The sequence below is a fragment of the Ramlibacter alkalitolerans genome (assembly GCF_016722765.1).
GTDB classification, from domain to species: domain Bacteria; phylum Pseudomonadota; class Gammaproteobacteria; order Burkholderiales; family Burkholderiaceae_C; genus Ramlibacter; species Ramlibacter alkalitolerans.
In genome coordinates this window covers 138,397-156,933 of the sequence record NZ_JAEQND010000012.1, presented here as the reverse complement: position 1 = coordinate 156,933, position 18,537 = coordinate 138,397, and the positions used below count along the sequence as shown (strand labels likewise).

Sequence of the window (18,537 nt, the reverse complement as noted above, 5' to 3'; positions counted from 1 at the left end):
TTGACCCATGTCCCATCCCCTGAACGGCGTCGCCCCCCTGCCACACCTGGGCGTGATCCGCGCCCATGGCGCCGAGGCGGCGAGCTTCCTGCACAGCCAGCTGACCCAGGATTTCACCCTGCTCGGGCCCACCGAGGCGCGGCTGGCCGCCCTCTGCACGGCCAAGGGCCGGATGCTGGCGAGCTTCATCGCCGTGCGCCGCGCGGCGGACGACATCCTGCTCGTTTGCAGCCGCGACGTGCTGCCCGCGACCCTCAAGCGCCTGTCCATGTTCGTGCTGCGCGCGAAGGTCAAGCTCTCCGACGCGAGCGGCGAGCAGGCGCTCTACGGCCTGCTCGGTGAAGCGGCGGCGGCGGCCGATGCGCCCTGGAGCGTGCGCGAGGCTGAGGGCGGCTGGCGCGTGCAGCTGTATCCCGCCGACGGCCAGCCGCGCGCGCTGTGGGTCGGCCCTGCCGGTGCGCCGCCGCCTGCGGGCCCGGAGCTCGATCCGGCGGTGTGGCAGTGGGCCGAGGTCCGCAGCGGCGTCGCCACGATCACGCAGCCGATCGTCGAAGCCTTCGTGCCGCAGATGCTCAATTACGAATCGGTGGGCGGCGTGAACTTCAAGAAGGGCTGCTACCCCGGCCAGGAAGTGGTGGCGCGCAGCCAGTTCCGCGGCACGCTCAAGCGCCGCGCCTTCGTCGCCCACAGCGAGGCCGAACTCGCGGCCGGCCAGGAGGTGTTCCGCGCCGCCGAGCCCGAGCAGCCCGCGGGCATCGTCGCCGAGGCGGCGCGCTCGCCAGCGGGGGGCTGGGACGCGATCGTGTCGCTGCAACTCGCCGCAGTCGAAGCCGGCGACCTGCATGCGGCCAGCGCCGACGGCCCTGCCCTGCAACTGCTGCCCCTGCCCTACCGCCTGCTCGAAGACGTCTGAGGCCCTGAAGCGGCCAGCTGCGGGCGCAGGGCCGGCGGCACCTCCTGCTCCAGCGCCGCGCGCTCCTGCGGCGTGGCGGCCGCGGCGAGCCCGGCGCGGAAGGACGGCAGCGCGCGCTCCGGCTGCTTCATGTCGAGGGCGATCAGGCCCTGCTGCACCAGGCCGCGCGCGCGGCTGTCGGGCCAGCGCTGCATGCGTTCCTCCAGCAGCCGCTGCGCGAGGGCGAAGTCCTGGCCGCGCCAGGCCAGCAGGAAATACGTGTTGAGCAGGTCGTAGTCGACGATGCCTTCGTCGTAGGCCGCCTTCGCCAGCGCCAGGGCGTGTTGCTCGTCGCCGTGGCGCGCCGCCAGGATCACTTCCAGCGAGCGCACCGCAGGCGCACGCGGCTGCAGCCGCTTGGCGCGCTCCAGCCAGGCCTGCGCCCGGTCGCCGCGGCCCATGCTGGCGTAGCCGCGGGCGACGTTGGTGATGATGGCGACCACGTAGGGTCGCGAGGAGAGCACGCTCTCCCAGATCCAGGTGGCGTCGCGCCAGTCGCCCCAGCGGGCCAGTTCGTCCGCCACCATGGGCGTGATCTTGCGGTAGTGCGGGTTGAGCGCGATGCCCTCGCGCGCCAGTTGCAGCACCTCCTGGCGCTGGCCGGCCAGCGCCGGATCGTTCGGGTTGCCGGTGGCGGTCAGCGACAGCGCCAGCTTCGCGGCGCGCACCAGCTTCTGCTCGCTCTGGGCGGCCTGCTGCGCGATCATGAAGGCCAGCACCAGGCACACGCCGGTCAGTCCCAGCGCGACGTGCGCGATCCGCGGCGACCAGCGCAGCGGCTGCGCGAGCCGGCGGCGCACGGGGCCCATGCGAGCGTCCGAGGCCGCCAGCGCGCCCAGGCAGGTCGCGAACAGCGCACCGGTGGCGGCCAGCCGCCAGGGGAAGCCGATGCTGCTCACCAGCATCAGGGCGAACAGGCTGGCGAGCACGGTGGCACGCCACGGCTGGTCCGCCTCGGCCTCGCGGCCCGCCGGCGCCCAGGTGCGCCAGGCCGCCAGCAGCAGGTAGGCCACCAGCAGCAGCAGGAAGATCCAGCCGACCACGCCGTACTCGGCGACGAGCTGCAGGAATTCGTTGTGGACGTAGTAGTCGGTCTCGAGCTGCGAGCCTTCGGCCTGGTAGCGCGGGATCTCGTTCTCCCACGCGCCGGCGCCCAGCCCCGCGAGCGGGTGTGCGGCGATCGCCGCCGCCGTTGCCTTCCACATCACGAAGCGCAGGTTCAGCGAGCCGTCGCTGGGCCCGATCTGCTGCGCGCGGTGCACGGCCCGCTCGAAGGGTGTCGTGCCGAAGTCTTCCTTGAGGATGCCGGGACTGGACGTCGGCAGCACGCCGAGCAGCAGCACCGTCGCCGCGACGACGGCCAGCGCGCCGGCCTGCAGCCCGCGCGGCCAGCCGGCGCAGGCCAGCCGCCTGCCGCAACGCCACGCCACCAGCGGCAGCACGCCCAGCACCAGCACCGCCAGCGTGATCAGGGCCGAGCGCGTCCCCGTCATCAGGATCCCGGTGACCAGCAGGCCGACGCTCAGCGCCAGCAGCAGCACCGGCGCATTGCGGCGGGCGCGCGCCAGCAGCAGCACCCCGAAAGGCAGCGCGCTCACCGCGTACTCCGCATAGAAGTTGCGGTTGATGAAGGTGGAGGACGGCCGCGGCCCCTGCGGGAACAGCTCCAGCCCGCCCCAGAACTGCGCCATCGCCCAGCCCGTGGCGACCAGCGCGCCGGCGTGGAAGGCCCAGGCGATGATCGGCAGGCGTTCGCGCGAGAAGGTGTTGAGCCCGAGCCAGGCGATCGCCGCGAAGAGGAACCAGCGGATCGCCTCCACCCCGGCCAGGAAGGTATGCGACCACGCCATGCTGCCCAGCGCATACGCCATCAGCAGCAGCGGCAGCCAGAGCAGCGCGTGCCAGCGCAGCGGCTGGCGGCGCTCGTGCTGCGCCAGCAGGAACAGCAGCACCGCCACCAGCGCGCCGAAGGACACGACGATCGACTTGAGCGTGTCCTGCAGCATTTCCTCGTGCGGCACGCCCACCGCCGGGGCAAGGAACAGCGCGATCGCCAGCACGCCGGCGGCCCGGCCGTCGTTCAAGGGCTCGGGCGCGAGGTCCGTCGCCGGTGGCGCCGTGCGCGGGACGCCTTCACGGGGAAGATCCGCCGCCGGCCGGTCGGCGGGCCGCGCCGCCGGCCCGGAACGGCGTTTGCGGGCCACGGGCTCAGCGCGCCAGCGGCAAGGCGCTGGTCATGGTCAGGTGCGGGATGCCGGCTTCCTCGTAGGGCTCGCCCCGCCCTTCGAAGCCGAGGCGGACGTAGAAGTCCTGCGCCGTGCGCTGGGCGTGCAGTTCGATGGCGCGATCTCCGCGCTCGTGGGCTGCGCCGGCCAGCGAGCGCAGCAGCTGTTCGCCCAAGCCGCCGCCGCGCAGCGCCTGGTGCACGGCCATGCGGCCGATCCTGGCCACGCCTTCGGTGGCGGGCAGCAGGCGGCCCGTGGCGACGGCCTGGCCGAGGCGGTTGTAGGCGACGGCATGCAGCGCGCCCGCATCGGCCTCGTCCCATTCCAGTTCGGCGGGGATGCGCTGCTCCCGCACGAACACCTCGGTGCGGATGCGGCCGGCGTCCTCGCCCAGCTCGGCCCAGGTGCCGGTGCGCACCCGGATCATGGGCTCGCCCGCTTCGTAGCCGGTGAGCATCTCGCGCAGCGGCGGCGGCACCGGGCGCGAGGTCTGCGTGGCCGGATCGGCGAACACGTAGACCAGCTCGCAGGTGATCAGCAGTTCCTCGCCGCGGAAGATCGCGCCGGTGAACAGCATGGAGGAAGTGCCGATGCGGCTGCACTTCAGGCCGACATCGAGCCGGTCGTCCATGCGCGCCGACGCGTGGAATTCGACCGTGCCCTTCTTCAGGTAGATATCGCCCTGCAGCAGGTGCATGGCCTCCCCGTAGGGCATCGCCAGCGCACGCCAGTAGTCGGCCACGGCGGTGTCGAAGTACATCAGGTAGTGGGCATTGAAGACGATCTTCTGCATGTCCACTTCGGCCCAGCGCACGCGCAGCCGGTGAAAGAAACGGAAGTCTTCCCTGTTCATGGTGTCAGTGCACGTTGGAGGGCGGCGGCTGCGTCGGCGTGCGCCTGCCGGGCTTCGGGCAGCGCGCGGCCCATCTTGATGAATTCGTGGGTGACGCCGCGGTAGATCTCCAGGTCCACGGCCACCCCGGCTGCCCGCAGTTTATCCGCGTAGGCGATCGCGTCGTCCACCAGCGGATCGCACTCGGCCAGGCCGAACCAGGCCGGCGCGACGCCCTCCACGTCGGGCGTGTTCAGCGGCGCGAAGCGCCAGTCCTCGCGCTCGGCATCGGCGATGTACTGGCCGAAGAAGTATTCGATGTGGGCCTGTTCCAGGATCAGGCCCTGGTGGTAGCGCGCGTGCGACGCCGACGCCTGGCGGGCAGCGCAGCCCGGGTAGAACAGGAGTTGCAGGCGCACGGGGATGCCGGCGTCGCGCGCCAGCGTGGCGCAGACGGTGGCGAGCGTGCCGCCGGCGCTGTCGCCGCCCACTGCGAGCCGGTGCGGGTCGAGTCCCAGCGCCGCACCGTTCGCCGCCAGCCATTGCGTCGCGTCCCAGGCGTCGTCCACGGCCGTGGGGAAGCGGTGTTCGGGCGCGAGCCGGTAGCCCAGCGAGACCACCGCGCAACCGGAGCGCTGCGCGAGGATGCGGCACAGCGTGTCGTGCGAGGCCACGCTGCCGATCGTGAAGCCGCCGCCGTGGAAGTACAGCAGCACCGGCAGCACCTGCACGGACGGGGCGTAGAGCCGCGCCGGCAGTGCCTCGCCGTCGCGGCCCGGGATGCGCAGGTCCTGCACCCTTGGAAGTTGCGGCGTGGCCGGCTCCAGCACGTGGGCCGCCTTCTCGTAGGCGGCGCGCGCCTCCTGCGGTGCAAGGCGGTAGAGCGGCACGTGGCGCGAGCGGGCCATGCCCTGCAGCACGGAGCGCATGGCGGGGCCCAGTTCGGGAAACTGCGGAAGGAAAGTCACTCGGGGGACGGGGGTCGCGGCGTTACAGTCGGTCCTCCCATCGTAAGCGAGCGCAGCGGCCATGGCCTTCATCTACTACGTCACCCAGATCCAGTTCGAGTTCGGCGCGATCCGGCTGCTGAAATCCGAGTGCGAGCGCGTGGGCATCACCCGCCCGCTGGTGGTCACCGATGCCGGGGTGCGCGCCGCGGGCGTGCTGCAGAAGGCGCTGGATGCGCTGGGCGGCCTGCCGCATGCCGTGTTCGACGGCACGCCGTCGAATCCCACCGAAGCGGCGGTGCGCGCAGCGGCGGAAATCTACCGCGCCCAGGGCTGCGACGGCCTGGTCGCCGTCGGCGGCGGCTCGGCGATCGACTGCGCCAAGGGCGTGGCGATCCTGGCCACGCACGACGGCCCGCTGACCCGCTACGCCACCATCGAAGGCGGCTCGCCGCGCATCACCGAGCGGGTCGCGCCGCTGATCGCGGTGCCCACCACCAGCGGCACCGGCAGCGAGGTCGCGCGCGGCGCGATCGTGATCGTCGACGACCACCGCAAGCTCGGCTTCCATTCCTGGCACCTGGTGCCCAAGACGGCCATCTGCGATCCCGAACTCACCCTGGGACTGCCGCCGAAGCTGACCGCGGCCACCGGCATGGACGCGATCGCGCACTGCATGGAGACCTTCATGTCCTCGGCCTTCAATCCGCCGGCCGATGGGATCGCGCTGGACGGCCTGGAGCGCGGCTGGGCCCACATCGAGCGCGCCACGCGCGACGGCAGCGACCGCGAAGCGCGGCTGAACCTCATGAGCGCGTCGATGCAGGGGGCCATGGCCTTCCAGAAGGGGCTGGGTTGCGTGCATTCGCTGAGCCACAGCCTGGGCGGCGTCGATCCGCGGCTGCATCACGGCACGCTCAACGCCATGTTCCTGCCGGCCGTGGTGCGCTTCAACGCGCAGTCGCCGGCGGTGCAGAAGGACCGTCGGCTGGACCGCATGGCGCATGCCATGGGCCTGCGCTCCGGCGCCGACATCCCGGAGGCGATCCGCGCCATGAACGCGCGCCTGGACCTGCCGTCGGGACTGGCCGCCATGGGAGTGCAGCGCGAATCGTTCGACAAGATCATCGACGGCGCGATGGCGGACCACTGCCACAAGACGAACCCGCGCGAGGCAAGCCGGGAGGAGTATCGGGAGATGCTGGAAGCGTCGATGTAGCGCCGGCCATCAAGCGGACACCAGAACGCAAAAGCCGCAAAGGTCCCGCAAAAGCCGCGAAAGAAGAGAAGTTTGAATGGGCTGTTCTTTTGCGGATTCTGCGTAGCTTTTGCGGCTTTTGCGTTCTGGTTGTCCGTCTTCGGCGGCCTACAGCGCCTCCACCCGCCCCGCCTCCGGCTTCTCCAGCCACTGCGCGAATTCCTCGGCCAGTTGCCGGCTCGCCTGCGCCGCCGCCGTCCAGTCGCGGATGCGCGCCTGCAGGTCCGTTCCATAGCGCGCGAAATCCGTGCGGTCCGGCAGCTTCCCATTCGGCAGCGACCGCACCCATTGTTCGTCCGGCGCCAGCACGATCATCCGGTCCAGGAAAGGCGTGACGCGGTGCCGCCACTTCAGACCCTTGTCCAGCCAGCCCGGCACCACCGCCTGCTGGAAATGCGGATAGAGCACCAGCCCCGGCCCGGGGCCGCCCTCGTATTTCAGGTGCAGGTGGTAGTCGGTGATGCCGCCATCCCAGTAGGCGCCGCGCGGCGCACCGGGGATGTCGTGCACGGCCTGCAGCAGGAACGGGATCGAACAGCTCGCCTGCAACGCGGGCTGGAAGTTGGCCTCGGTCAGCGCCACCTGCCGGGTCGGGAAATCGCCGGTGCCGAAGGGCAGCGGCGACGCCGCACCGTGCTCCGGCGCCGAAAACACCACGCGCTCCAGCCAGGCGCCCATGGCGCGGCGGTGCACCGCGTTGGCGAGGAAGGCGCCGAGGTAGCCGAGCGGCGTCGCGATGCGGTGCTCGCGCCGCAGCACGTGGCGACCGCGCGCCGTCACGATGTGCAGCCGGAAACGCGGATGCTCCAGCACCTCGCGGATGCGCCCGCCGTAGAACGCCTCCAGCCCCTCGCCGAAGCGCTGCGACACGTGGGCGGCGCTCGGCGTGCGCCGCCCCGGCGGCAGGTCGTAGTCCTGGGCGATGTAGTCGCGCTCCAGCCGCTCGAAGGCGCGCACCGGTTCGTGCAGGCAGGCGGTGGCCATGCGCCAGGCGCCGATCGAGGCGCCGACGAGATGGATGGTGTGATCGGTCGCCGGCAGCCACTGGCCGAAGAGGAAGCGGTCCAGCGGCCCGAGGATCAATCCCTTCGGTCCGCCGGCGGCAGCGGGCACGACGCCGACGTCGCGGGCGGCCAGCCCGTGCTGCGCGATGTGGCGGCGCGCGGCCGGCCCCGCGTAGATGCGCAAGGCTTGCATCGCGGCGATTCTAGGAGCCGAACGCGACCAGCAGCGCCACGCCCGCGGCCAGCAGGTAGCCGCAGGTCCACGCCGTGACGCCCCAGGAGGGGCCCTGGCGCGCCGGCGTGCCGTGGCCTTGCGCGAGCAGGCGCAGGCCCTCGCTCGAATCGAAGCCGGGCGCCAGCGGCCAGCCGCCCTGCCCGTCCGGCACCGTGACGTCGACGTCGACTTCCCGGGACCCGGCGGGTGCAGCGTCCGCCGCCGGTGCCACCCCCGAAGGGTGCGCCCGGTTCCATGCGGCCCGGCACTGCGCCAGGTCGCCGGCCATCTCGCCCGCGTCCTGGTAGCGCGAGCGCGGGTTCTTCTGCATGGCCCGCGTGATCACCAGCTCGATCGAGGCCGGCAGGTCCGGCCGCAGCTGCGAAGGCGGCACGGCCGCGCCATGCATGATCGCCGCCAGCAGCTGCCCGAAATTGCTGCCCTGGAACGCGGGCTGGCCGGTCACCATCTCGTACAGCAGCGAACCGAGCGAGAAGATGTCGCTGCGCTGGTCCACCATGTGGCCGGCCACCTGCTCGGGCGACATGTACTTGGGCGAGCCGATCATGGTGCCCGTGGCGGTGCGCAGTTCGGAGCTCTTCATGCGCGCGATGCCGAAGTCCATGATCTTGGCGCGTCCGCCCGGCAGCACCATGATGTTGCCCGGCTTCACGTCGCGGTGGACCACGCCGCGCTCGTGCGCCGCGGCCAGGCCGAGCGCCACCTGGCCGGCGATGTCCAGCGCGCCATCCAGGGGCAGCGGCCCGCCCTCCATCAGCTCGCGCAGTTCCACGCCCTGCAGCCGCTCCATGGCGATGTAGAGCCAGTTGCCTTCGCGGCCGAAGTCGTAGAGGGTGATCGTGTTGGGATGGCTCACCCCGCCGGCGGCCTTGGCCTCCTGGCGGAAGCGCGCTTCGAGCTCGCGGCTTTCCTTCGCGTCGTCCGGCAGCAGCAGCGTCTTGATCGCGACCTGGCGCTGCAGCGCCTCGTCGTCGGCCAGGTACACCACGCCCATGGCACCGCGCCCCAGCTCGCGCAGGATGCGATAGCGGCCCAGGTGGGTGAACGGCAGCGAAGGGGTCACGGCATTCACCAGAACTTGAAGCGCTCGAAGGGGCCCGGCTCCTGCTTGGGCCTCGCCTTCGGCGGTGCCTGGCGGCGCGGCGCCGGCGGCGGCGGGAAGGTGTGCCGCACCGGCAGTTCCTGCCCCGGCTCCAGCTGCACCTGCAGGTGCAGCGGCTTCGCGCGCGCGTTGCGCACCTCGATCGTGTGCGGCCCCGGCGGCACGGACACGCGCGCGAGCGGCGGGCTGGTGCCCTGCGACACGCCGTCGACGAAGACCTCGCCCGAGGGGCGGATCGCCAGCAGGATGAGCGCCGGCCGGTGCGCGGCTTCGTAGCGCTGCCGGCCCTCGCGGCCGACCCAGCCCGCTCCCAGCAGCGCCGCCATGCCGCTGGCGGCCAGGAGCGTGCGGCGCTGGCCGCGGCTGCGGGCGCGCGCCGGATCGTCCCGGAACAGCGGAGCGCCGCCCGGCCCGGCCACATCGGTCACCGTTGCCAGGTCTTCGGCCAGGTGCGAGGCTTCTTGCGCCAGCGCCGCGCGGAAGGCGCCGGAGACCAGCGTGCGCGGACCCGCGAGCCCGGCCGCCACGGCTGCGGCCGTGAGGCCTTCGCCGCCGACGCGCGCCTCATCGCCGAGCACGCGCAGGGGGCCATGGTGCAAGGCGATCGCCACGTCCTTGGCCTGCGGGTGGGCGGCGGCGCGCCGTGCGGCCGCGAGGGCGGCGGACGGCAGCACCGGCCCGACGATGGCGAAACCCTCGGCCGCCTGCAGCACCACGCGGCGCTTCCCGTCCCAGGACTGCGCTGCGGCCTGGAGCACGGCGCGCAGCGCGGCGTCGTTCGCAGGCAGCGTGGTTCCCGCAGCGGCGCGCGGCCGCAGGAACAGGATGCAGCCCGCGACCGGTTGCGCGTCCTGCCTCATGGCACCGCCCTCGCCGAGCGCATGCGCGCCATTCTGCGCGCCCGCCGTGGCGCGGCCGGGCGCCAGCGCGAGGCGGGGAGCGGTTGTCGTCACGCGCCTACTTGCGCAGCCCCTGCAGCTTGGCGAAGGCGCCCTGCATGGCCGAGCCGATGGCCGGATTGTTGGGTGCCCGCTGCCCGCGCGCCGCCCCCTCGAAGCGGTTGTCGCGCGGCCGGTCGCGGCCGCCCACCGGCGCGCCGAGCTTCATGGTGAGGCTGATGCGCTTGCGCGCGGCGTCCACTTCCAGCACCTTGACCTTGACGATGTCGCCGGTCTTGACCACCTCGCGCGCGTCCTGCACGAACTTGTGCGACAGCTGGCTGACGTGGACCAGGCCGTCCTGGTGCACGCCGAGGTCGACGAAGGCGCCGAAGGCCGCCACGTTGCTCACGGTGCCTTCCAGCTCCATGCCGGGCTGCAGGTCGGCGATGTCGTCCACGCCGTCGTTGAAGCGGGCGACCTTGAAGTCCGGACGCGGATCGCGGCCCGGCTTCTCCAGCTCGCCGAGGATGTCCTTGACGGTGATCACGCCGAACTTCTCGTTGGCGAACAGTTCCGGCTTGAGGGTCTTGAGCATCTCGGCGCGGCCCATCAGCTCCTGCACCGGCTTGTTCACGGTGGCCAGGATCTTCTCGACCACCGGGTACGTTTCCGGGTGCACGCCGGTCATGTCGAGCGGGTTGTCGCCGCCGCGGATGCGCAGGAAGCCCGCGCTCTGCTCGAAGGTCTTGGGCCCCAGGCCGCTGACCTGCAGGAGCTGCTGGCGGCTCCTGAAGGCACCGTTCGATTCGCGCCATTGCACCACCGCGCGCGCCACCGAGGGCGACAGGCCGGAGACGCGCGACAGCAGCGGCGCGCTGGCGGTGTTGAGGTCCACGCCGACCTTGTTCACGCAGTCTTCCACCACCGCTTCCAGGGTGCGGGCCAGCTCGCTCTGGTTCACGTCGTGCTGGTACTGGCCGACGCCGATCGACTTCGGGTCGATCTTCACCAGTTCCGCCAGCGGGTCCTGCAGTCGGCGCGCGATGCTGGCGGCGCCGCGCAGGCTCACGTCGACGTCGGGCATCTCCTTCGAGGCGTATTCGCTCGCCGAATACACCGAGGCGCCGGCTTCGCTCACCACGATGCGCTGCATCTCGCCTTCGACGCGCTTCATCAGGTCGGCGGCGAGCTTGTCGGTCTCGCGGCTGGCGGTGCCGTTGCCGATGGCGATCAGGTTGACGCCGTGCTTGCGGCACAACTGGGTGAGGGTGTGCAGCGCGCCTTCCCAGTCGCGGCGCGGTTCGTGCGGGTAGACGGTGGCGGTGTCCACCAGCTTGCCGGTGGCATCGACCACGGCCACCTTCACGCCGGTGCGGATGCCGGGGTCCAGGCCCATCACCACGCGCGGGCCCGCCGGCGCGGCCAGCAGCAGGTCGCGCAGGTTCTCGGCGAACACCTTGATGGCGACCTTCTCGGCCTCCTCGCGCAGGCGCGCGAACAGGTCGCGCTCGGTGGACAGCGACAGCTTGACGCGCCACGTCCAGGTCACGCACTTGCGCAGCAGGTCGTCGGCCGCGCGCTTCGCGTGGCTCCATCCCAGGTGCAGCGCGATCTTGCCTTCCGCGATGGAGGGCTGGCCGGGCTCGGGCTCCACTGGCAGCACCAGCTTGACGTCGAGGATCTCCTGCGCGCGGCCGCGGAACACGGCCAGCGCGCGGTGCGAGGGCACCCGGCCGATCGGCTCGTCGTAGTCGAAGTAGTCGCGGAACTTGGCGACGTCGGGGTGGTTCTCGTCCTTGCCGGCCGCAAGCTTCGATTTCAGCAGGCCCTCGGTCCACAGCCACTGCCGTAGCGATTGCACCAGCACCGCGTCCTCGGCCCAGCGCTCCGAGAGGATGTCGCGCACGCCGTCGAGCACGGCGGGAACGGTCGTGAAATCCTCCCCGCCTTCGCCTTTTTCCTTCTTCACGAAACCGGCGGCTTCGGTCGCGGGGTCGCGCGCCGGATCGGCCCACAGCAGGTCCGCCAGCGGCTCCAGGCCGGCTTCGCGGGCGATCTGGCCCTTGGTGCGGCGCCGCGGCTTGTAGGGCAGGTACAGGTCCTCCAGCTCCTGCTTGGTCGGCGCGGCCTCGAGGGCGGCGCGCAGCTCGGGGGTGAGCTTGCCCTGCTCCTCGATGCTCTTGAGCACCGCTTCGCGCCGGTCCTCCAGCTCCCGCAGGTAGGACAGGCGGGCTTCGAGTTCGCGCAGGTGGGTGTCGTCCAGGCCGCCCGTCGCTTCCTTGCGGTAGCGGGCGATGAACGGGACGCTGGCCCCGCCATCCAGCAGGTCGACGGCCGCGCGGACCTGGCTTTCCTGGACACGGAGTTCGGCAGCGATCTGCCGGAGGATTTTTTGCATCGTGTTACTACTGCGGAGCACCGGAGAGCGCGCGAGTTTGCCACACGGGCCGTACATCGAAATAGGTGTCTGGCTGACACGTGTGGCGTGGTACTGCAGAGAGACTTGACAGGAACCCCCAAGGAGAATCCATGCGCTCGCGCCTGATCCTGCTCGTCGTGGCGATCCTGCTGGTCGCCGCCTTCGCCGCCCTCAACTGGTCCGAGGTGATGCGCGTCTCGCCGCTGCTGTTCGGCCCCGTGGTCGCCGATGCGCCGCTGGGCGCCATCCTGCTGGGCCTGCTGGCCCTGGCGGTCGTCGCTTTCGTCCTGTCCGCCGGCGCCATCCGCACCAGCGCGCTGCTCGAATCGCGCCATCACTACAAGGAACTGGAAGCGCAGCGCGCGCTGGCCGACAAGGCCGAGGCCTCGCGCTTCACGGAGCTGCGGGCCTACCTGGAGGAAAACCTGCGCGAGCTGCGGGAGCGCGAGACGATGCGCACGAGCGAACTGCAGCGCGAACTGCGCACGCATTCGGAAACGACGAACCGCATGCTGGCGGCGCGCCTCAACGAGCTGGAGCACCGCTTCGACTCCCGCTTCGAGCGCGCCGGCTGGGGCAACGGCCCCGCCACCGTCGTGCCGCCGGTCACGCGCAGCGAAGCGGCGCAGGCGGTGCGTGAAGGCGAGCACGCGAGCGCCGAGGAAGCGCGACTGGCGCAGATGCGCGAGGAAGAGCGCATGCGCGAGGAGAGGATGCGCGAGCAGCGGGAGCTGCGGAACGAGGAACGGCGGGAAGAGCGGCGCGAGGAGCGGCAGGCGCTGGACCGGCCGAACGAGCCGTCGGGGTGGCGGCGCTGGTTCTGAGCGACACGGAACACGAGAAACGTCATCCCCGCGGAGGCGGGGATCCAGGGGGAGCGGCCGCGGCCGCTCTTTCGCCTTTCCAACGCCCTGGATTCCCGCCTGCGCGGGAATGACGGGGAGCCCTGGATTCCCGCCTTCGCGGGAATGACGGAAGGGCCGCTTGATTCCCGCCTTCGCGGGCATGACGGGGAGCCTGCGCGGGAATGGCGGGATGTTCAGTCGAACAGCCCCGGCTCGCCGCCGAAGCGCGTGCCTTCGATCTCCAGCATCCGCAGCTTCGTGTTCGCGCCGCCTTCGGCCGAAAAGCCACCCGACTTGCCGCCTGCGGCCAGAACGCGGTGGCAGGGGATCACCGGTGCGAACGGGTTCTTGCCCAGCGCCTGGCCCACGGCGCGGGCGGCTCCGGGCTCGCCCAGGCGGCGCGCCACTTCGCCATAGGTGAGCACCTCGCCGGGTGGGATCGCGCGGGTGATCTCGTACACGCGACGATGGAACTCCGGCACGTCCTCCAGGTCCAGCGGCAGGTCCGCCAGGTCGTCCTTCGCGCCCGCGAGCAGCGCCTGCACGCGCACGATCGCCGCCTGCACGAAGCCCGGCGGATCGCCTTGCCGCACCTCCTGGCCGACGTAGCGCAGCAGCCGCCGGAGCGTGCCGGCAGGCGTCGCTTCCGGCAACTGCACTGCCGCCAGCGCGGACTCCGTCCAGGCGATGCCGCAGGGCCCGATGGCGGTGTCGAACAGGCAGCAGCCCTGCGCGCGCGCCATGGAAGTCCTCAGGTCGGCGCCACTGCCCGCAGCACGTAGCCCAGGCGCGGGAAGTGCACGTGCACGAGGCCGGCCCGCGCGTCCTCGCGGCGCAGGCTGTAGTGCGTGCGAGTGGCGGCAATGAGCTCACCCTCGGTCGACTCGCTGCCGAAGGACTCCGGCGTGATCGTGACGCGGCTTCCCAGGGCGACGCCGTGATCGTCCTGGAAGGCGCTGTCGATCAGCAGGTTGGATCCGGGCGGCTGCGGCTCCACGCCGGCGGCGATGGTGAGGGCGGCCTCCGGGCTGAGCTGCGTCATCGGACCGTGCCCGATCGCCTCCACCCGGTTCGCCCACTCGCCCACCGAGGGCGTCGCGTTCAGGACGTCGGCCAGCAACGGCACCTGGGTGCGCGTGTACCAGATGCCGTGGTAGGCGGCGAAGTCGGCGACGCAGGGCTCCATCCCGAACAGGAAGTCGTGCTCGTCGGCCATGTTCGCGATGCGGCGCAGGTAGGAGCGGTAGGCGCAGGTGGCGTCGCCGGGGCGCAGCCGCACCATGTTCACGGCCATCGCCCTGCGGTCGTCCGAGAAGGCCTTGGCAGCCTCGGGGGGCGCCTTGGCGAACACGTGCGCGGCGCCCCTGGGCTGCAGGTTGTAGCCCATGGCGGCCCAGAACAGCGTCGAGTCCGCCCACTGCGCGAAGATGCGGCAGACGCCTTTCAGGTGCGGCGGGTACAGCGTGGGCTCGGGCCGCACGTGTTCCAGCACGTCGCAGATCAGCGCCGTGTCGCAATAGATGTCGGCCCCGACCTGCAGCACCGGCGTGCGCCGGTAGCCGCCGGTCAGCGCGACCACCTCCGGCTTGGGCATCACCGCCGGGATGTGCACCGACTTCCACGGCAGCTTCTTGTAGCCCAGGACGAGCCGGATCTTCTCGGAGAACGGCGAGCTGGGATAGTGGTGCAGGATCAGGTCGTTCATGCGGTTCGTGGTTCGTCGTTGTTCATTGCGGCAGCGCGCGCTGCAGGATGACGTCGAAGCCCGTCCGCGCGGGCAGCGTGCCGAAGGCGTGGCCCCAGTCGCCGCCCAGGCGCGAGGCGCAGAAGGCGTCCACCACCGCCGCCGGGGCCGTCTGCGCGAGCAGCACCGCCTGCACGGCCAGCGCCACCTCCTGCGCCAGCCGGCGCGCCTCCACCTCGGTGGCCAGCAGCTCGATGCGCATGGGCAGGGTCGCGATCACATGGTCCAGCGCAGGGTGGACGCCCCGGGCCGGCGCCAGTTCGTGCGCCAGCGCCGCGGCCGCATCGCCGCCGCGCAGGGCGCGCAGCAGGTCCAGCGCCATGATGTTGCCGGCGCCCTCCCAGATCGAGTTGACCGGCATCTCGCGGTAGATGCGTGCCAGCACGCCTTCGCCGCCCTCCTCGACGTAGCCGTTGCCGCCCAGGCACTCCATGGCTTCCTGGGCGAAGGCGCTGCCGCGCTTGCAGATCCAGAACTTGGCGATCGGCGTGAGCAGGCGCGCGACGGCGGCTTCGTGCGTGTCGTCGCGGCGGTCGTAGCCGCGCGCCAGGCGCAGCGCCAGCGCGGTGGCCGCTTCGCTTTCCAGCGCCAGGTCGGCCAGCACGTTGCGCATCAGCGGCTGCTCGATCAGGCGCTTGCCGAAGGCCATGCGCTGCGCGGTGTGGTTCAGGGCCAGCGCCAGCGCCTGCCGCATCAGGCCGCTGGTGCCGAGGGCGCAGTCCAGGCGCGTCATGGTTCCCATCTGCAGGATCATGGGCACGCCGCGGCCCTCTTCGCCGACCAGCCACGCGCTCGCTTCCTGGAACTCGACTTCCGAACTGGCGTTCGCCTTGTTGCCCAGCTTGTCCTTCAGGCGCTGGATGCGCAGGCCGTTGCGGCTGCCGTCCGGCAGCACGCGCGGCAGGAACAGGCAGCTCAGGCCCGCCTCGGTGTTGGCCAGGACCAGGAAGGCATCGCACATCGGCGCCGAGAAGAACCACTTGTGGCCGGTGACGCGGAAGCGCGGGCCCCAGGCGTCGCTGCCGTCGGCCACGGCACGGGTGGTGTTGGAGCGCACGTCGGAGCCGCCCTGCTTCTCCGTCATGCCCATGCCCATGGTCACGCCGGCCTTCTGCGAGAACGGGACGAGCCGCGGGTCGTAGCTGCGGCTGGTGAGGCGGGGCGCCCAGTCCTTCGAGACCGCGGGGTTGCCGCGCAGGGCGGGCGTGACGGCGTAGGTCATCGAGATCGGGCACAGGATCGAAGGCTCGAGCTCGGTGAACAGCATGAAGCCCGCGGCGCGCAGCACGTGCGGGTTGGGGCCGGATGCGCCCCACGGTGCGCCGTGCAGCCCCGCCTGCACGGCCGCGGCCATCAGGGCGTGGTAGCTCGGATGGAATTCGACCTCGTCGATGCGGCGGCCGAAGCGGTCGTGCGTGTGCAGTTCGGGGGTGTGCACGTTGGCCAGCCGCGCGTGCGCCTGCATGGCGGCCGAACCGGCGAGCGCCCCGAGCTCGCGCAGCGGTGCGGGATCGAGGCCGGGCGCGTTGAAGCGCAGCGCATCCTGCAGCGGCCGGTTGGTCTCGAACAGGTTGGTGTCGACCAGCGGCTCGGGCTGGTTGAACACTTCATGCGTTGCAAAGTCTGGCATGGCCCCCCCCGTCGCGAGCGTGATCGCCGGAGTATCGCGCAAAGACGGGCGCGGACAGCCGGACGCAGAGGACGCAGAGGACGCAAAGGGTACGCAGAAGACGCAAAAAGGCAGACTGAATGGGATCTGGCCCCCCATTTCCGATGGATGTCCTTTTGCGTCCTTTGCGTACCCTTTGCGTCCTCTGCGTCCGGAAGTCCGTCTTCCTCACACCAGCTTCACCACCTGCTTGCCGAAGTTGCGCCCCTTCAGCATGCCCAGGAAAGCTTCGGGCGCGGACTCCAGCCCCTGCGCCACGCTCTCGCGCGGGCGGAACTTGCCCGAGCCGACCAGCGTGCCCAGCTCCTGCAGTGCCTGCGGCCACAGCTCCATGTGCTCGCTGACGATGAAGCCCTGCACCAGCAGACGGTTGGTCAGGATCAGTTGCGGGTAGGCCATCGGGATCGGCTTGCCGTCGTAGCCGGCGATCATGCCGCACAGGGCGACGCGGCCGAAGGCATTCATGCGCAGCATCACGGCATCCATCACCAGGCCGCCGACGTTCTCGAAGTAGCCGTCGATGCCGTCCGGACAGGCTTCCTTGAGCGCCCGCGCGAGCGAGGGCGCATCGGCGTGCTGCTTGTAGTCGACGCAGGCGTCGAAGCCCAGTTCCTTCTCGACGTAGCCGCACTTGTCCGGCCCGCCGGCGATGCCCACGGCGCGGCAACCGCGTTGCTTGGCCAGCACGCCCACCGCGCTGCCCACCGCGCCGCTGGCCGCACTGACGACCACCGTCTGGCCTTGCCTGGCCTGGATGATCTGCGTCAGCCCATACCAGGCCGTGACGCCGGGCATGCCGACCGCGCCGAGGTAATGCGACAACGGAACCTGCGCAGTATCCACCTTGCGCAGCCCGCCCTGCTCCGCGGAGACGACGGCATATTCCTGCCAGCCGCCCATGCCGACCACCTTGTCGCCCGGCTTGAATTTCGCGCTGCGGCTTTCCACCACCTCGCCCACGGTGCCGCCCTGCATCACCTGCCCGAGGGGCTGCGGCGCGGCATAGCTCTTGGCGTCGTTCATGCGCCCGCGCATGTACGGATCGAGGCTCAGGTAGTGGTGCCGCACCAGCACCTCGCCGTCCTTCAGCGGCGGCGTCTCGCTCGTCACGAGCTTGAAGTTGTCCGCGCGCGCCTCGCCTTGCGGGCGGCTCTCCAGGAAGATCTGCCGGTTCTGGGGCATGGGGGGTCTCCTCAGTCGGTGGAAATGGTGTTGCCCGGGGCAGTCGGCGCGGCGCGCTTGACGTACTTGAAGGTCCCGGTGGCGTGGGCGCAGGCCCGGCCTGCGGCATCGTAGACCGTTCCTTCGGTGAAGGCCATCGACTTGGTCCGGTGCATCAGCCGGCCCTTGGCCGTCAGCAGCCCCTGGCAGGGCTGCATGAAGGAGGTCTTCATCTCGATGGTGACGACGCCGGTCTCGAGGTCGACGCTGCGCGCGGCCGTCGCCAGCGTCACGTCCAGCAGCGTCATGATCGCGCCGCCGTGCGCCACCCGGAAGGAGTTCATGTGTTCGTGCTTCGGCTCGAACTGCAGGATGGATTCGCCGCCCTCCATCTTCAGCAGCTCGAAGCCGAGGTGCTCGACGAAGGGGATCTCGACGCCAAACAGCTTGGGACTCGGCACTTCGTTCAACCTCCCGCGATGCACGAGACACCGCCGTCGACGGCGAGCCACTGGCCGGTGATGTGCTTGCCGGCCGCGGAGGCGAACAGCAGGCACGCGCCCTTCAGGTCCTCGTCGTCGCCGAAGCGGTGCAGCGGCGCGTTCTTCAGCAGTTCGTCACCCATGGTGTCGAGCGTGTGCCTGGTCATCTTGCTCGGGAAGAAGCCGGGGCAGATCGCATTCACGTTGATGCCATAGCGGCCCCACTCGGCGGCCAGCGCCTGCGTGAAGGTGATCACGGCCCCCTTCGACGTGTTGTACGCGATCGTGTTGTGGCCCTCGGGATTGCCGCCCAGCCCCGCGATGGAAGCCACGTTGAGGATGCGGCCCTGTTGGCGCGGGATCATGCTGCGCTTGCCGATCTGCTGCGCCAGCAGGAAGTAGCCGCGGATGTTGAGGTTCATCACCTTGTCCCAGGCCTCCACCGGATGGTCCTCCGCCGGCGCGCCCCAGGCGGCACCGGCGTTGTTCACGAGGATGTCGACGTCGCCCATGCGCTCCAGCGTCTGGTCCGCGACGCGGCGGATGTCCTCCTCGCGGGCGCAGTCCGCGGCGATCCAGCGCGCGTCGATGTTGGCGGCCTGCAGGTGCGCGATCGCCTCCTCCAGTTCGCCTTCCTTGCGGGCGGTGAGCATGATGCGGGCCCCGGCCTCGCCCAGCGCCTGGGCCAGTTGCAGGCCCAGGCCGCGCGAGCCGCCGGTCACGAGGGCAGTCTTGCCCTGCAGGTCGAACAGCTGGAAAACGCTGCGTGTCATGGTGGTCC

At 71.1% G+C, this 18,537-nt stretch carries 16 protein-coding genes; 3 read left to right on the top strand and 13 right to left on the bottom strand.

Annotation, left to right across the window (positions count from 1 at the left end):
• Positions 1-7 precede the first annotated feature (7 nt).
• Entirely contained in the window at positions 8-913 is a 906-nt protein-coding gene (gene ygfZ, locus JI746_RS20950) for a CAF17-like 4Fe-4S cluster assembly/insertion protein YgfZ (RefSeq protein WP_201692226.1), read from the top strand.
• Here ygfZ and JI746_RS20945 read toward each other — a convergent pair.
• From JI746_RS20945 to JI746_RS20935, 3 genes are read right to left on the bottom strand one after another with little or no spacing between them, the layout of a single operon-like run.
• Positions 889-3,156 (bottom strand): O-antigen ligase family protein, encoded by a 2,268-nt coding sequence (locus tag JI746_RS20945; protein ID WP_201692225.1) that lies wholly within the window; start codon positions 3,154-3,156, stop codon positions 889-891. The genes ygfZ and JI746_RS20945 overlap by 25 nt on opposite strands.
• Positions 3,157-3,160: 4 nt before the next feature.
• Positions 3,161-4,030, bottom strand: coding sequence for a YbgC/FadM family acyl-CoA thioesterase (locus tag JI746_RS20940; RefSeq protein ID WP_201692224.1), 870 nt, complete (start codon positions 4,028-4,030; stop codon positions 3,161-3,163).
• Positions 4,027-4,938, bottom strand: a complete 912-nt coding sequence (locus tag JI746_RS20935; RefSeq protein WP_201692284.1) for an alpha/beta hydrolase — start codon at positions 4,936-4,938, stop codon at positions 4,027-4,029. The genes JI746_RS20940 and JI746_RS20935 overlap by 4 nt, the downstream gene beginning before the upstream one ends.
• 100 nt (positions 4,939-5,038) lie before the next feature.
• Between JI746_RS20935 and JI746_RS20930 the strand changes: the two genes are divergently transcribed.
• Positions 5,039-6,175 carry an iron-containing alcohol dehydrogenase gene (locus JI746_RS20930; protein WP_201692223.1) on the top strand — a complete coding sequence of 379 codons (1,137 nt, stop codon included), beginning with the start codon at positions 5,039-5,041 and terminating at the stop codon, positions 6,173-6,175.
• Positions 6,176-6,322: 147 nt separating this feature from the next.
• Here JI746_RS20930 and JI746_RS20925 read toward each other — a convergent pair whose 3' ends face one another.
• Genes JI746_RS20925 through JI746_RS20910 form a run of 4 tightly spaced genes read right to left on the bottom strand, consistent with a single transcriptional unit; the run spans position 6,323 to position 11,834 of the window.
• Positions 6,323-7,411, bottom strand: a complete 1,089-nt coding sequence (locus JI746_RS20925) for a patatin-like phospholipase family protein (RefSeq protein ID WP_201692222.1) — start codon at positions 7,409-7,411, stop codon at positions 6,323-6,325.
• A gap of 10 nt (positions 7,412-7,421) precedes the next feature.
• On the bottom strand, positions 7,422-8,516 hold the full coding sequence (locus tag JI746_RS20920; RefSeq protein ID WP_201692221.1) for a serine/threonine-protein kinase: 1,095 nt from the start codon (positions 8,514-8,516) through the stop codon (positions 7,422-7,424).
• Positions 8,517-8,521: 5 nt separating this feature from the next.
• Positions 8,522-9,508, bottom strand: coding sequence for a hypothetical protein (locus JI746_RS20915; RefSeq protein WP_201692220.1), 987 nt, complete (start codon positions 9,506-9,508; stop codon positions 8,522-8,524).
• Positions 9,509-9,512: 4 nt separating this feature from the next.
• Positions 9,513-11,834 (bottom strand): Tex family protein, encoded by a 2,322-nt coding sequence (locus tag JI746_RS20910; RefSeq protein WP_201692219.1) that lies wholly within the window; start codon positions 11,832-11,834, stop codon positions 9,513-9,515.
• Positions 11,835-11,965: 131 nt separating this feature from the next.
• Between JI746_RS20910 and JI746_RS20905 the strand changes: the two genes are divergently transcribed.
• Positions 11,966-12,679, top strand: coding sequence for a hypothetical protein (locus JI746_RS20905; RefSeq protein WP_201692218.1), 714 nt, complete (start codon positions 11,966-11,968; stop codon positions 12,677-12,679).
• Between the two features lie 215 nt (positions 12,680-12,894).
• Here the strand turns inward: JI746_RS20905 and JI746_RS20900 are convergent, their stop codons facing one another.
• From JI746_RS20900 to JI746_RS20875, 6 genes are all read right to left on the bottom strand, one after another.
• Positions 12,895-13,443, bottom strand: coding sequence for a methylated-DNA--[protein]-cysteine S-methyltransferase (locus JI746_RS20900; protein WP_201692217.1), 549 nt, complete (start codon positions 13,441-13,443; stop codon positions 12,895-12,897).
• 8 nt (positions 13,444-13,451) lie between these two features.
• Positions 13,452-14,405, bottom strand: coding sequence for a glutathione S-transferase family protein (locus JI746_RS20895; RefSeq protein ID WP_201692216.1), 954 nt, complete (start codon positions 14,403-14,405; stop codon positions 13,452-13,454).
• Positions 14,406-14,427: 22 nt separating this feature from the next.
• A complete protein-coding gene (locus JI746_RS20890) occupies positions 14,428-16,074 on the bottom strand; it encodes an isovaleryl-CoA dehydrogenase (protein WP_201692215.1) in 1,647 nt (548 codons plus the stop codon).
• A 207-nt stretch (positions 16,075-16,281) separates the two neighbouring features.
• Complete coding sequence (locus JI746_RS20885; RefSeq protein WP_201692214.1) at positions 16,282-17,295, bottom strand: NADP-dependent oxidoreductase; 1,014 nt, start codon at positions 17,293-17,295, stop codon at positions 16,282-16,284.
• Positions 17,296-17,306: 11 nt separating this feature from the next.
• Positions 17,307-17,735 carry a PaaI family thioesterase gene (locus JI746_RS20880; RefSeq protein WP_201692213.1) on the bottom strand — a complete coding sequence of 143 codons (429 nt, stop codon included), beginning with the start codon at positions 17,733-17,735 and terminating at the stop codon, positions 17,307-17,309.
• Positions 17,736-17,740: 5 nt separating this feature from the next.
• Complete coding sequence (locus JI746_RS20875; protein ID WP_201692212.1) at positions 17,741-18,529, bottom strand: SDR family oxidoreductase; 789 nt, start codon at positions 18,527-18,529, stop codon at positions 17,741-17,743.
• Between the last annotated feature and the right edge of the window lie 8 nt (positions 18,530-18,537).